Raw genomic sequence first — 14527 nt, forward strand, 5'->3', positions numbered from 1 at the left:
GCCATGATGATGACCTGCCGATCCTTTGCTCTGTTATTCACTGCGGCGACCGTGATTGTCGCCCCGGAGATCGCTGCCGCACAGCCTGTGGCGCCGCGGGAAGCCTCGGCCAGCGCTGATGCAGCGGCGCGAGCCGATGCATTTTATCGACGAGGCTTGCGCCTGTACTCGGACGGAAAATACGTGGAGGCGGAGGCGGAGCTTCAGTCGGCGTGGGAGCTGAACCCGACGTTCGACGTGGCGTACAACCTCGGGAATACGAAGTACCAGCTGAAGAAGCACAAGGAAGCAGCGCAGTACCTGTCGCATGCGCTGCGGCACTGGCCGCTGATGAAAGCGGCGGCGAAGCTGAAGACGACGGCGGAGAAACGGCTGGCGGAGTCGCGAGCGCAGGTGGGAGCGCTGGCGGTGACGGCGGGCGCGCCGGGGGCGGAGGTGCTGGTCGACGGCAAGGCCGTGGGCAAGGCGCCGCTGGAGGGGGAGGTGTTCGTCGAGCCGGGCGAGCACCGGGTGGAGGCGAGGCTGGAAGGGTACGCGCCGGCGAGCCAGACGGTGAAGGTCGCCAAGGGAGGGACGGCGGAAGTGACGCTGGCGATGGCGCTGGCGAAGAGCGAGGCGCAGGCGACGGCGCCGGTCGTGAAGACGGACGGAGGCACGGGCGCGTCGAGCGCGCACGCCGGCGCGCCTGCGGCAGAGCTGGCGCCTGGGGCGCCGGTGGAGCCGGCATCGCCGCCGCAGCAAAGGAGCTGGGTTCCGGTGATCGCGATGGGAGCGGCGAGCGTGGTGGGGCTCGGCGTGGGGATCGGGATGACGGTGGCGTCACGCAACGCGCGGAGCGATGCCGATGCACAACGTGCCGCAATCTTGTCGAGGGGTCCCGGGTGCGTGAATGCACCGAGCGACGTGGCGAGCGCATGCGATGCCTTCAAGGACACGGCTGGTCGCGCCGAGGCGTTCGGTACAGGCGCGCTCGTTGCGTACGTCGCGTCCGGTGCGCTGGCTGCAGGGGCAGCGATGTACGCGCTCTGGCCTCGGTCGGCCACGACGGACAGCTCGGTCGGCGTTCGACCGATCGTCTCGCTGGCGACGAGCGAGACGATGGTCGGTGTCGTTGGTGCGTGGTGAGCGGCGGCGGGAAGGAAAGGACGCGAACGTGAGAGGACATAACGGCTTCACGGCTGGCGCCATCTGCGCGGTGCTCGCGGCCGTCGGGTGCGATTCGCTATCGATCGGCCTGACCGGCGATCATGAGTACACACTGGAGAACGCACATCACGACTGGCTCCAGGGAGAGGGAGGCGGGCCGCCGAACCCCGCGTGCGCGGGGGACCCGACACAGGACGCGAGCGCCGTGAGCGACGAATGCGCGGTGTTCGCGAGCGCGAGCGCGGAGTCGGGGGGCGACGGGACGAAGGCGAAGCCATACGCGTCGCTGGGGGAAGCGGTGGCGAACGCGAAGGGCAAGCGGGTGCTTGCGTGCGCGAGCGAGCCGTTCGCGGAGAGCGTGACGATCGAGGCGGGGCTCGAGGTGATCGGGGGCTTCGACTGCGAGGCGGGGTGGACGTGGAGCGAGGAGGCGCGGAGCGCGATCGAGGCGCCTGCGAACCAGATTGCTCTCACGCTGGGGGAAGGTGCGAGCGGGGCGAAGGTGCGGAGCTTCTCGGTCCGCGCGGCGAGCGCGACGGAGCCGGGCGGGTCGTCGATCGGCGTGGCCGTGGCGGACATCGAGGCGGAGCTGGCGCAGGTGGACGTGACTGCGGGCGATGGGATGCCTGGCGCGAACGGCGAGACGCCGATGGTGGCGCCGCAGGCGGGAGCGAGCGCGCCAGACACGGAGCAGACGCGGCCGTCGAGTGCGTGCGGTTTACCCGCGGCAGTTCGAGGCGGCGATCCCGGCGTGACGATGTGCGAGGACGGCGATACGCGCGGCGGCGCCGGTGGGCTTGGTGGGATTGCGGGCACCGACGAGGGCAATGGGCAGCCCGGGGAGAACGGGGCGCCGCTGCCGGAGCCGAACCCGGAGGACTACGGTCTCGGCGGCGTAGGGCAGACTGGCGGTAATTGCCGGCAGGGACAGCCCGGCGCGCCTGGATCTGCCGGCGACTCCGGCGAAGCGGACAGCGACACGCAGCTGACGCTGGCCGGCATCGCCGGCGGCGATGGCGACAACGGCCTAACGGGGAAGAAAGGTCAAGGGGGAGGCGGGGGCGGGGGCGCGAAGGCGGGGCTGTTCTGCCCGGCCGGTCCGAACACCGTTGAGGGCCCCGGCGCGAGCGGTGGCGGTGGCGGAGCCGGCGGCTGCGGCGGCAAGGGAGGCGGCGGCGGGAAGGCCGGCGGATCGAGCATCGGGATCGTGAGCCTGGGGACGAAGCTTGTGCTGACGGAGGTGACGGTCGCGGTGGGCAAGGCAGGGAAGGGCGGGGATGGCGCCGGTGGAAGAGGCGGTGCCGCTGGGGGCAGTGGCGGGACTGGGGGTGCCGCTTCGCCCCTCGGTGGATCCATCGGATGCGATGGTGGACGAGGCGGCCAAGGCGGAATGGGCGGCCCCGGCGCGGGCGGTCGAGGAGGCCATGCGGTGGGCATCGCCTATGCCGCGGCGCCGAGCGCAACAGTTGCGCTGAAGAGCTTCATGGCGGGCACAGCCGGCGACGGAGGCAGCACGGCGCCGCGCGGCAATGCCGGCGGAGCGGGTGAGAGCGGAGAATGTTGGGACTTCACCGCCAATGCGAGCTGCGGGCAGTGAGAAGCGCGGTGTCGTCGCGTGGCAATTCTGGACAGCTCAACGGAATGCAATCGACCGGAGAACGAGAGCAATGGGCGTGAGCTGCTGAGCTGAAGGAGACAACAAGAATTAAGTGGACGCACCCCGAGCCGGGGTGGTAGGGACTGCTTTGTCGTGGAAACGCGGCACGGTGGGCTGCTCGGCGCTTACAACTTCTCCACCACAGCGTGGAATGCCCAGGGCGCGGGTGGACGGACCGAGGATCTGCTGAACCCTTCTGCGTCGGGCCGCGAGAGCGGATGTTATCCGACGGTCGCTGAAGGCAGCCCGGCAGCAGATCGCTTTTGTGTTCTGCGAGAGCCTGCGGCCGGGCGGATGCGCCGCAGCGCTGACGCGAGGGTCGCCGGCGCTCCGGGAACCACTCCCGTCGCGCGCGGGGCGTGGGAGGGGCGGACCGCGCGCGGGCCCGAAGGGTCGAGCATGGGCAGGGGGTGGGCATCCTTGTGGTGCTCTCTCTTCTCTTGTGTACACCAGCGCGAATTGCGTGGTGCGGGCAGGAGGTGAGGCCAGCAAAGGCAGGGAAGCCGGAAGTGACGCTAACGATGGCGCTTGTGCTACCGGAGCCGCGGGTCGATGGTGTCGACGTCGTGGTGGTGAGCGATGGTGAGCCGGAGCGAGCGGCGGCAGCGGTGGAGTCGGCGGCTGCGGCGGGCTGCCGGGGCAAGGCGGTGGAGCCGGCGGAGCGAGTCTCGCGCTGGCGAGCGTGAAGGGAAAGGTGGCGCTGAAGGGCTGCGCGCTGAAGGCGGGCAACGGAGTCAGGGGGAGGCGCAGATGGCGATCTGCGCCGGGCGCAGCCGGCGGGGTCGGCGGCATGGGGGGCGGCGGGTCGAAGAACGCGTGCGCTCGCGGTCAGGGAGGCCAGGGAGGCACCGGCGGCCCCGGAGGAGGAGGTCTCGGTGGGCCGTCGCCGGCGATCGCGCACCGGGGCGAGGCGGTGAGGCAGGAACGGCAGACGATGCAAATGCCCGGCACAGCGGGTGCGGGGGAGCCCAGCGGAAGCAGCAACGTTGCGGAGAACGCAGGCGCCGAAGCCGTAAGGGCGGCGGAGCAGGAGTCTCGGCGAGCGAGCGATGAGACAGCGGGCGGCGTCGTCGGAGCACCGCCAGCGCCGCGGTGGAGGGGGCAGGGAGAGGTTGGTGGCGAGCACATGAGGAGCGATCGGAAGGAAGATACATTCCGAGGTGTGGCGAGGTATCGCGAAGGATCCGCGGGAACTACGCTCCCGGAGGACCGCGGAAAGCGATCGCTGCCGTACGATTCCCTGATAAATAGACATCGTTGAACGTAAACTACCGAAAGAGCATCAATTTGTGGAAGAAACCCCTTGGCGGGCTCTTCCGATCTCGGCAGAGTTGGCGATGCCGAAGGAGCGCCATGCCGATGCGCCGGAAGTCCAGCCGAGACGACCTGCCTCCCTCCCGTAGGCGCCCGAGCCTGAGCGGGCTGGGGGAGTGGGAGCGGAAGTGGGTGCGGAAGATGGGGCTCGACGACATCCCGTGGGATCCGGAGCAATGCTGCGAGCACTGCCTCGCGGCGCGTGCGGCTCGCGGAGATGCGGTGGAGGAGATTGCTCCGCCATCGGAGAGCCGACCGAAGCCGCTGCTGGTCGTCGGCGAGCCGAAGACCGCTGCCGGGGCGGGTGGTCCGAAGAGGCCGAGCAAGCGCCGAGGCAAGCTGAGGCTCGTACGCTCACCGCGTGTCGAGCGCAAGGATGCTTGAGGCTTGAACCGATGCAGGCGCGGCGGCCCTGCGTCGAGGTGTCGTGCGAGCAACAGGAGAGCTCTGATGCGTGGCGTCGCTTGGGCGCCGGTGGATTCGGGGGAGGGGTTGTCTCCCGCAGCGCTGTTATGGTGGCGTATCGGATGACATCATCTCGCCTGATGCGCTCGCCAGGTTGACACACCACGCAGCCTGCTCCCCGACTGCGCTCCTGAGAGCGGCGAGCGCGAGCCAGTGACGTGCCTCTCGGCGCGCGTGGCCGGCAGCCGAGGGGCTGCGACTCCGGTCGAGATAGGCGAGCACGAATGATACCCGACGGTCGCTGAAGGCAGCCCAGCAGTACATCGCTCTTGCCGTCGACGAGAGCTGCCGGCCCCGGCCCCTGCTCGGCAGACACGCCGCACCACCGCCTCGCGGGCGAGTGCGGACGCGCAGCCAGCCTCGACCAGGGCATCGGCCTCGCGCCTGCCCGCGGCATCGGCCTCGCGCCGGCTCACACAAGCCCCCACGCCAGCGCTCGCCTCGGCTCACCTCGGCGCGGCTCCCCTCGGCGCGGCGCCGCCCACGCCGGCGCTCGCCTCGGCTGCGCTCGCGCGGCGCCGGCCCGAACGCCAGGCCCGCAGCGCCGTCGCGTGCAGGGCGCGCACCACGGCCTACCTTCGCACGCCCCGCTCCTGCTACCCTACCGGACCGTGGCGATTACGACCGATTTCCTCGTCATCGGCAGCGGTGTAGCTGGGCTTACATTTGCGCTCGAGGCGGCCGAGCACGGCGAGGTGATCGTCGTCACCAAGCGCTCGCGCGACGAGTCCAACACGAAATACGCTCAGGGGGGCATCGCCGCGGTCTTCGCGCCGGACGACTCCCCCGAGGCGCACATCGCCGACACCCTCGAGGCGGGCGCGGGCCTCTGCCACGACGTGGTCGTCGAGATCTGCGCGCGCGAAGGCCCCGAGCGGGTGCGCGAGCTCATCGCGCGGGGCGCCCAGTTCGACCACGAGAACGGTCAGGTGCGCCTCGGGCGCGAGGGCGGGCACTCCGCGCGGCGGATCGTGCACGCCGCCGACGCCACCGGCCTCGAGATCGAGCGCGCGCTCCTCGAGCAGGCCCGGCAGAACCCGAACATCCGCTTCGCCGAGCACCACACGGCGATCGACCTGATCCCGCTCTCCCGCTTCGGCGGGCCGGACGTCTGCGCCGGCGCCTACGTGCTCGACGAGACCGACGCCGCGCTGAACCCGGCGCCGCGGCCGCGCGACTCGGAGCGGCCCGCGCCCCGCCACCGCCCCGCCTCGAAGCCGCACGTCGTCGAGACCTACCTCGCGCGGGCGACCGTGCTCGCCACCGGCGGCGCGGGCAAGGTCTACCTCTACACGACGAACCCCGACGTCGCGACGGGCGACGGCGTCGCCATGGCCTACCGCGCCGGCGCCGAGATCGCGAACATGGAGTTCTACCAGTTCCATCCGACGTGCCTGTTCCACCCGGAGGCGAAGAGCTTCCTCGTCAGCGAGGCGCTGCGCGGCGAGGGCGCCATCCTCCGCCTGCCGGACGGCACGGCCTTCATGGCGAGCCACGATCCGCGCAAGGACCTCGCGCCGCGCGACATCGTGGCGCGCGCCATCGACTTCGAGATGAAGCGGACCGGCTCGGACTACGTGCTGCTCGACATCACCCACCGGCCGGCCAGCTTCGTCCGCGAGCACTTCCCGACCATCTACGCGCAGTGCCTCCGCTACGGCATCGACATCACCGCGCAGCCGATCCCCGTGGTGCCGGCCGCCCACTACATGTGCGGCGGCGTCACCACCGACCTCTACGGCAGGACGACGATCCCCGGCCTCTGGGCGATCGGCGAGTGCACGTGCACCGGCCTCCACGGCGCGAACCGGCTCGCCTCGAACTCGCTGCTCGAGGGGCTCGTCTTCGGCCACCGCGCGGCCGCGCGCCTGTCCACGCAGATCGACGAGCTCCGGCAGAGCCCGTTCCCGTCGGTCCCCGAGTGGCAGGCCGGCAACGCGGTCGCGAGCGACGAGGAGGTCGTCGTCGCCCACAACTGGGACGAGCTGCGCCGGACCATGTGGAACTACGTCGGCATCGTCCGGTCCGACGCCCGCCTCCGCCGCGCCGCCCGGCGGATCGCCCTGCTCCAGGAGGAGATCCGCGAGTACTACTGGAAGCACCTCGTCACGCGGGATCTGCTCGAGCTGCGCAACATCGCCACCGTGGCGGAGCTCATCGTCGGCTGCGCCGCCGCCCGGCACGAGAGCCGGGGGCTGCACTCGACCATCGACTACCCGGAGACGAACGATCGCCTCTCCACGGACACGGTCGTGAAGCGGGGTGTGCTGCCTCATCTGCGAGGTCGATGAGCGATCCGCGCAGCACCGCCGAGCCTCCGCCCAGCGACGGCGCGAAGGGCCCGCTCGTCCATCGCGGCCGCGGCGAGCGACCGATGCCGGTCCTCGCGGCGGCCGGCTGGACGGCGGCCGTCACCTTCGTCTTCGTGTGCCTGCTCGGCGCGCTCGCCCTGCTCCGGCCGGCGCCGGGCGGCGCGGCCGGCTCGCCGCCGCCGGCGCCGAGGCTCGACGTGGTGGGCAGCTTCGCGTGCCAGGCCGCGGCGTACCTCCTCGGGCTCCTCGGCGTGCGCCGCGTCCACGCGCCGCGCGCGAGGGTCCGCGAGCTCCTCGGGGTGCGCGGGACGCACGCGGCGTTCTACCCGCTCGCGGTCGCGCTCGGCTTCGCGCTCGAGCCGCCCGTCACCGCCCTCTACGAGGCCATCGAGCGGCGCTTCCCGTCGGGGATCAGCGACGCCCGGCTCGTGCAGGCCTTCGTGGAGGCGAGCGCGCTCGATCGGATCGCGTTCGGCCTCATCTTCATCGCGCTCGGCCCCGCCCTGGAGGAGGCCTTCTTCCGCGGGGCGCTCGCCCGCCCGATGCGCCTCGTGCACGGCGCCCCGGTCGTTGTCGCGACCACGGCCGCGCTCTTCGGCGCGGCCCACGGCGAGTGGCAGAAGCTCTTGCCGATCGCGCTCTTCGGCGCGGCCCTCGGCGTCGTCCGGGTCGCGAGCGGCTCGCTGCTGCCGCCCATCGTGATGCACGGGACCTACAACGCGATCCAGTGCTCCGCGCTCCTCTCCGCCGGGGGGGCGGACCCGGCCTTCGAGGTGCCCGCCGCTTCCGGCGCGGCGCTGCCGGAGATCGCGTCGATCCCGGGGTGGCTCGTGGCGGTGAGCTCCGCCTGCGCGCTTGTGTTGACTGCGCTCGCCTGCGCCCTCGGCAACCGCGCCGAGGGGGCGGCCCGCGCGAGGGAAGAGGACCTCCGATGATGCCGGCGTTCGAGAGCCAAGGCGGCGGCGCGAGCCGAGCCGCGCAGATCGCAGCGGGGGACGGCGAAGGCCGCGCCCCGGAGACCGTGGAAGCGAACGGCGGGGGCCGCGCGGCCCCTCGCCGCGAGGCGAGGCGGGCCCGCGTGAGCCTCTGCCTCCCGGGGGGCGGCCTGACCGGCGCGCTCTACCAGATCGGGGCGCTCGCGGCCCTCGAGGACGGGGTCGAGGGGATCGACAACCAGAGCTTCTCGCTCTACCTCGGGCACGGCAGCGGCGCCGCGGTGGCCGCGGCCCTCGCCGGCGGCATCCCGACCGAGCGGCTCTACCGCGCCCTGCTCGATCCGGTCGACAACTTCTTCCCGCTGGAGCGCGGCCACCTCCTCCACCTCGACGTCGGCGAGTGGCGCCGCGCGCTCACCACCAGCCTGGTCGCGCTCCGTCACGCCATCGTCCGGCTCTCGACCCGGGGCGACGCGACCCCGAACGCGCCGGCGCAGCAGTACCTCTTCGAGCAGCTCGATCGCTTCAACGACTCGCTCCCCGCGGGCCTGTTCCAGCTCGATCGCTACGAGCGGTTCCTCGCCGAGTTCTTCCTGCGGCGCGGCATCCCGAACTCGTTCCGCGCGATGCCGCGGACGCTGCGCATCCCGACGTACGACCTCGACTCGGGCGAGCGGGTGATCTTCGGCGCCGAGGGGTTCGACGACGTCCCCGTGTCGCTCGCCTGCGCCGCGTCGATCGCGCTGCCGCTGTTCTTCTCGCCGGTGCGCATCGACCACCGGCACTACCTGGACGGCGGGCTCGGCCACGTGGCGCACCTCGATTTCGCGCAGGCCGCCGGGGCGGAGCTCACGATCATCGTGAGCCCGCTCGTGCCGGTCTCCACGGCGCACCGCCCGGTCCCGACCGGTCACGGCGTGCGCGAGAGCGTGCGCGACAAGGGCATGCTGTGGATCTTCAACCAGGCGATGCGGATCGGCGCGCACGCGCGGCTCCACCAGGCGGTGGGGCGGACGCTCGCCGAGGGCAAGATGCAGGTCCTCGTGCTCGAGCCCGCGCCGAACGACGCGCTCTTGTTCCTCCACAACCCGGCCAACCTGCGCGCGCGGCGCGCCATCCTGGAGTACGCCTACCGCACGACGCGCGAGCGCATCGCGGTGTGGATGGAGAAGAACCGCCCGGTGGTCGAGGCGGTGGGGTGGCACGAGGCGCGCGCCTCGGGCGCGGCGGCCGGCTGAGACGCGGCGGCCGGCCGAGGCGCTCCCGGCCGGCCGAGGCGCCCCCGGCCGGGAGCGCGGTCAGGCGACCAGCGACGAGAAGCGCGCGATCGTCAGCTCGTCGGCCGGGACGCTGATGCGGGCCCGCGGGACGGCCACGCCGTGGAGGTAGCGCCAGCCCTCGCCGTCGTGGAGGAAATCGGAGAGCTCGATGAACGAGCGGTCCGCGCCCGCCTCGAAGATCTTGGCGAGGAACAGCACCGACGCGGAGTCGCCGCCCTGCAGGCTGTCGAGGATCTTCAGGCCCCGGTACCGGTGGTGGTGGATCGTCGCCTTGAGCTCGCGGAGCACCTCGTCCCTGTCGCGCCCTCGGTCGGTGTGGCCCATGTGCAGCGTCCGCCAGAGGTAGGCGGCGTCTCCGACGGCGAACGCGGCGTACCTCGAGCGCATCAGCGCCACGGCGTCCGACGCCTCGCGATCCCCCAGATGGCAGGGGGCGCAGCACTCGCGGTACGCGCGCCCCGAGCCGCACGGGCACGGGCGGGAGAGGCTCCCCGTGCCAGGACGAACATCTCGGGCCATCGGCGTCCTCTACACGGGTTCGCGCCGCGCGGCAGCGCCCGGCGTCACCGGCGCGGCGCGCAGCAGGGCGACGCAAGCGCGCCCTCCGTGCCGCGCTGCTGCCCCCCGGCGTCCCCCGGGGGCGCCGGGGGCGCCGGGCCCGGACCCTCGCAGGACGCCCGCCGCGCCCCGGGCGCGAACCCCCTTGCAGGGCGCCGAGGAGGGCGGTAAGGCGGGCGAGACGTATGCCCGCAGCGCGCGCTCACGCTGCGGCCCTCCTCCTGGCCTTTGCCCTGGTTCTGGGGGGCTGTAAGCGCCAATACGCCATCGGCGACGACGTCCTCGTGTCGTGGGAGGGGAACGACTACCCGGCCAAGGTCATCGAGGTCGTGGGCCCGACGAAGTTCAAGGTCCACTACCAGGGGTACGATGACATCTGGGATGAAGTTGTACCGCGAGAGCGGATCCGCGGCTTCGTCGACCGGGACGTCGTCCACCCGCCGCCGCCGCCGAAGGTCCGGAGCAAGGGGCTGCAGGCCTCGCAGACCAACCTGTACAAGATCGGCGACAGGGTGCGCGTCGAGTGGCACGGGCAGATGTACCCGGCCGTCGTCACCGGCATCGTGGGGCAGGAGCGCTACCGCATCCACTACGACGGCTACGGACCGGAGTGGGACGAGACCGTCGGGCTTTCCAGGATCCAGGCCAAGTAGTTGAAATGATCGCGGAGGATCATTTTCCCCCTGGCGCTTAGGATGGGGCCGAATTAAGAGCCGCGCCGAATTTCTGACTGGGCGATCGCAAGAGTGCGCCCGCCCGGCTGATGTTCATTGCGTGCCGCACGCCCTCCACGGGCACGCCCTCACGGGTGCGCGGCGGGGAGCCTTCTGTGATCAGCGATCTGTCCAAGCTGCGCAACATCGGGATCAGCGCCCACATCGATTCGGGCAAGACGACGCTGACCGAGCGCATCCTGTTCTACACCAAGCGGATCCACGCCATCCACGACGTCAAGGGCAAGGACGGCGTCGGCGCGAAGATGGACTCGATGGATCTCGAGCGCGAGCGCGGGATCACCATCCAGTCCGCGGCGACGCACTGCTTCTGGAGCGGGCACCAGATCAACGTGATCGACACGCCCGGGCACGTGGACTTCACGATCGAGGTCGAGCGCGCGATGCGCGTGCTCGACGGGGCGATCCTGGTGCTCTGCGCCGTCGCCGGCGTGCAGAGCCAGTCGCTCACCGTCGACCGCCAGATGCGCCGCTACGGCGTCCCGCGCATCGCGTTCGTGAACAAGTGCGACCGCGCCGGCGCGAACCCGCTGCGGGTCCGCGCGCAGCTGCGCGAGAAGCTCAACCTGAACCCGGTCCTCCTGCAGCTGCCGATCGGGCTCGAGGACAAGTTCGAGGGCGTCGTCGACCTCGTCACGCTGAAGTCCTACCGGTTCGAGGGCTCGAACGGCGAGAAGATCCTCGTCGGCGACGTCCCGGCCGACATGGCGGACGAGGTGAAGGTGGCGCGCGAGGAGATGCTCGACGCGCTCTCGATGTACTCGGACGAGCTCACCGAGGCGATCCTCGAGGAGCGCGTCACCGAGGAGCTCCTGCACAGGACGATCCGCGAGGCGACCGTGAAGCTCCAGATCGTGCCGGTGATGATGGGGTCGGCCTACAAGAACAAGGCCGTGCAGGTCCTGCTCGACGCGGTGACCCGCTACCTCCCGAACCCGGGCGACATCACGAACAAGGCCGTCGATCTCGACAAGGACGAGGCCGAGGTCGCCCTGACGAGCGACTCGGAGAAGCCGCTCGTGATGCTCGCGTTCAAGCTCGAGGATGGCCGCTTCGGCCAGCTCACGTACCTCCGGGTCTACCAGGGCAGCGTGTCCCGCGGGATCGAGATCACGAACACCCGCACGGGCAAGCGCCACAAGGTCGGCCGGCTCGTCCGCATGCACGCCGACGAGATGGAGGACATCGAGGGCGCGAGCGCGGGCGACATCGTCGCGATGTTCGGCATCGACTGCAACTCCGGGGACACCTTCACGGACGGGACCCTGAGCGTCGCGATGACGTCGATGCACGTGCCCGACCCGGTCATCTCGCTGACCGTGACGCCCAAGGACAACAAGGCCCAGGCGAACATGTCGAAGGCGCTGCGCCGCTTCACGAAGGAGGACCCGACGTTCCGCGTCGGGGCGGATCCGGAGAGCGGCGAGACGATCATCCAGGGCATGGGCGAGCTCCACCTCGACGTCTACATCGAGCGCATGAAGCGCGAGTACTCGGCCGAGGTCGTCACGAGCCCGCCGCGCGTCGCCTACCGCGAGACGATCACGCGCAAGGTCGACTTCAACTACACGCACAAGAAGCAGACCGGCGGCTCGGGCCAGTACGGCAAGGTCGGCGGCTACATCGAGCCGTGGACCGAGGCGCCGTACCGGTTCGACGATCAGGTCGTCGGCGGCGCGATCCCGCGCGAGTTCATCCCGGCGGTCGACAAGGGCTTCCAGTCGATGCTCCCGAAGGGGCAGCTCATCGGCGCGCCGGTCACGGGCGTGTCCGTCACGCTGAACGACGGCGCGGCCCACTCGGTCGACTCGTCCGACATCGCCTTCCAGGAGGCCGCGCGCGGCGCCTGGCGCGAGACGTACCCCAAGGCCGGCCCGCAGATCCTGGAGCCGCTGATGAAGGTCGCCGTCGAGGGGCCGGGCGAGTTCCAGGGCGGCATCGTCGGCATCCTCATGCAGCGGCGCGGCATCATCGTCGGTTCGACCGAGGCGGACGGCTTCTGCCGCGTCGAGGCGGAGGTGCCCCTGTCCGACATGTTCGGCTTCTCGACCGTCCTTCGTTCTGCGACCCAGGGCAAAGCCGAGTTCACGATGGAGTTCTCGCGCTATGCTCCCCTTCCGGCGGCGCTCTCGGAGGAGCTCATCAAGAAGTACCGGGAGGAGCAGGCCAAGAAGGCCAAGTGAGGGGGTGGGCATGTACCGCAAAGAGGTGAACGAGCGGAGCCCGATGCGGGTCTTCGAGGGGTCGATGCACGGCGGCCTGGGCCGCGGCAACGTCGGCGTCATCGTCTCTCGGCCCGGCGTGGGCAAGACGGCGTTGCTCGTGCAGATCGCGCTCGACGATCTGCTCCGGGATCGCAGGGTCCTGCACATCTCGCACGAGAACGCGGTCGACCACGTCCGCGCCTACTACGACGAGATCTTCCACGACCTCGCGCAGTCGATGCGGCTCGAGGAGCCCGAGGCCGTCCGGCTCGAGGTCGAGCGGCACCGGCAGATCTACTCGCACCTCGGCCACGTGAAGGCGTCGCCCGACTCGCCCGAGCAGGCGGCGCGGCTGTGGGTCGAGAAGATGCTCGAGACGGTGGCGTTCGCGCGCGGCGTCGCCCACTTCGAGCCCGACGTGATCATCGTCGACGGCTTCGACGTGGCGGTCGCGTCCGAGCAGGCGATGGAGGCGCTCGGCCGCCTCGCCAAGGAGCGCTCCGCCGAGGTCTGGATCGCGGCGCAGGTCGACGAGGCGGGCGCCCCGGGCAAGCTGCCGGCGGCGCTGGAGAAGGTCGAGCGCCACCTCAGCGTGGTCGTCTACCTCCAGCCGGAGCGCGACGTCGTCCGCCTGCGGCTGCTCAAGGACCACGGCAACAAGGACCTCGCCGATCTCCACCTGCGCCTCGATCCCCACTCGATGCGGGTCATCGACGAGGACGTGCGCCCCCCCTCGGAGCGGCCGAAGGACCCGCGGAAGTTCCGCCTGCACTCGGGCGGGGCCAAGGGGGCCGAGGCCGAGTTCGGCGCGTGCGCCGAGCGGTACGGGGTGCAGGAGCTGAACTACAGCTTCGAGGGCCACCGGCTCCTCGAGCGCCAGCGGGGCGTGGTCGTGCTCGGGGACGACGAGCTGCGCAAGGGCGACTTCAGCCTCGTCTACGTGTCGCGGCGCCTCGGCCGCGTGCTGAGCGAGATCCCGCTCGTGCGCAACATCCTCCAGACGATCTGGCACCAGATCAACGCGGCCAGCCAGGTCTTCGTCGTGGGGACGCTCCAGGACGACGGCACGGTGCGCGGCGGCACCGGCTGGGGCGCGGAGCTCGCGCGGCTCTGGAAGAAGCCGCTGTTCGTCTACGATCAGGAGAAGCGCGGCTGGTTCCGCTGGAGCGGCACGGCCTGGGAGATCGCGCGGCAGCCGAGCATCATCAGCGAGAATTTCGCCGGCATCGGCACGCAGGATCTCAACGACGCCGGCCGCGAGGCCATCCGCGAGCTCTTCGCGCGGAGCTTCGGCGCGCCCGACTGAGCCGCGCGCGGAGCGCTCCCCGGACATCCCGCGCACGATTCGGCGCGCCGGCTCAGCCGGCGCGCGGAGCGCTCCCCCCGTCCCCCCCGACATCTCCCGCTCTCACGAGGCGCGCCGGCGGCGCTGCGGCGCGCAGCAGGCCGGCGCGGGCCTGCTGCGCCGGGCGGCTCAGGACGCGTGCTTCTGGATCAGCTGGGCCAGGCGGGGGACGGCGTCCTCGACGTTCTTCTTCGCCGAGCCGCGCAGCTTCTCGTAGGTGCCGCGCACCACGCCGCTCGTCGACGTCTTCGCCTTCTCGTCGGTGACGCTGAGGAGCGCGTCGGCGACCCGCGAGCGGTTCGTGGTCAGGTACGAGCTCGCGTTGCCGCTGCGCGTGGCCTCGGCCCAGACGGGATCGAGCTTCGCGGCGAACTCGGGCAGGAGCTTCTCGACCACCTGGGCGATGAAGCCGGGCTTGATGCCCTTCACGGCCGCGTAGCCGGCCTTGACCGCCAGGCCGGAGAGCCCGCCCTTCGAGGCCACCTCCTCGTCGACCAGCGTGCAGCAGTCGGCGATGACCTGCGATTTCTTGTTCGCATCGAGCAGCGTTTCGCTGAGACCCATTCTCGAACTCCTC

General features: G+C 71.2%; 10 protein-coding genes. 8 read left to right on the forward strand and 2 right to left on the reverse strand.

The window, feature by feature from the left end; all coding sequences use genetic code 11:
* The first annotated feature begins 3 nt into the window (after positions 1–3).
* The 5 genes from WMF20_RS04210 to WMF20_RS04230 all read left to right on the forward strand — a co-directional run bounded on the left by WMF20_RS04210 (position 4) and on the right by WMF20_RS04230 (position 9067).
* Positions 4–1125: a PEGA domain-containing protein gene (locus WMF20_RS04210; protein WP_437610896.1), complete on the forward strand. Its 1122-nt coding sequence runs from the start codon at positions 4–6 to the stop codon at positions 1123–1125.
* 28 nt (positions 1126–1153) lie between these two features.
* Positions 1154–2743 (forward strand): hypothetical protein, encoded by a 1590-nt coding sequence (locus WMF20_RS04215; RefSeq protein ID WP_437610898.1) that lies wholly within the window; start codon positions 1154–1156, stop codon positions 2741–2743.
* 2450 nt (positions 2744–5193) lie between these two features.
* The gene (locus WMF20_RS04220) at positions 5194–6873 is read left to right on the forward strand and encodes an L-aspartate oxidase (RefSeq protein ID WP_129573117.1); all 1680 of its coding nucleotides are present in this window, start codon (positions 5194–5196) and stop codon (positions 6871–6873) included.
* Entirely contained in the window at positions 6870–7829 is a 960-nt protein-coding gene (locus WMF20_RS04225) for a CPBP family intramembrane glutamic endopeptidase (RefSeq protein WP_437610900.1), read from the forward strand. The genes WMF20_RS04220 and WMF20_RS04225 overlap by 4 nt, the downstream gene beginning before the upstream one ends.
* 143 nt (positions 7830–7972) lie before the next feature.
* Positions 7973–9067, forward strand: a complete 1095-nt coding sequence (locus tag WMF20_RS04230) for a patatin-like phospholipase family protein (protein WP_437610902.1) — start codon at positions 7973–7975, stop codon at positions 9065–9067.
* A 60-nt stretch (positions 9068–9127) separates the two neighbouring features.
* Here the strand turns inward: WMF20_RS04230 and WMF20_RS04235 are convergent, their stop codons facing one another.
* Positions 9128–9628, reverse strand: coding sequence for a YchJ family protein (locus tag WMF20_RS04235; protein WP_437610904.1), 501 nt, complete (start codon positions 9626–9628; stop codon positions 9128–9130).
* A 224-nt stretch (positions 9629–9852) separates the two neighbouring features.
* On the opposite strand from WMF20_RS04235, the gene WMF20_RS04240 reads away from it, so the two are divergent.
* The 3 genes from WMF20_RS04240 to WMF20_RS04250 all read left to right on the forward strand — a co-directional run bounded on the left by WMF20_RS04240 (position 9853) and on the right by WMF20_RS04250 (position 13911).
* Positions 9853–10320 carry a Tudor-knot domain-containing protein gene (locus tag WMF20_RS04240; protein ID WP_129573121.1) on the forward strand — a complete coding sequence of 156 codons (468 nt, stop codon included), beginning with the start codon at positions 9853–9855 and terminating at the stop codon, positions 10318–10320.
* Between the two features lie 176 nt (positions 10321–10496).
* A complete protein-coding gene (gene fusA, locus WMF20_RS04245) occupies positions 10497–12584 on the forward strand; it encodes an elongation factor G (protein ID WP_437610907.1) in 2088 nt (695 codons plus the stop codon).
* Between the two features lie 10 nt (positions 12585–12594).
* Positions 12595–13911 (forward strand): hypothetical protein, encoded by a 1317-nt coding sequence (locus tag WMF20_RS04250; RefSeq protein WP_129573122.1) that lies wholly within the window; start codon positions 12595–12597, stop codon positions 13909–13911.
* Positions 13912–14079: 168 nt separating this feature from the next.
* On the opposite strand, the gene WMF20_RS04255 is transcribed toward WMF20_RS04250, so the two are convergent.
* Positions 14080–14514, reverse strand: coding sequence for a DUF6918 family protein (locus WMF20_RS04255; RefSeq protein ID WP_129573123.1), 435 nt, complete (start codon positions 14512–14514; stop codon positions 14080–14082).
* Between the last annotated feature and the right edge of the window lie 13 nt (positions 14515–14527).

This window comes from Sorangium sp. So ce834, from assembly GCF_051521425.1.
In the GTDB taxonomy this organism is placed as follows: Bacteria; Myxococcota_A; Polyangia; order Polyangiales; family Polyangiaceae; genus Sorangium; species Sorangium cellulosum_D.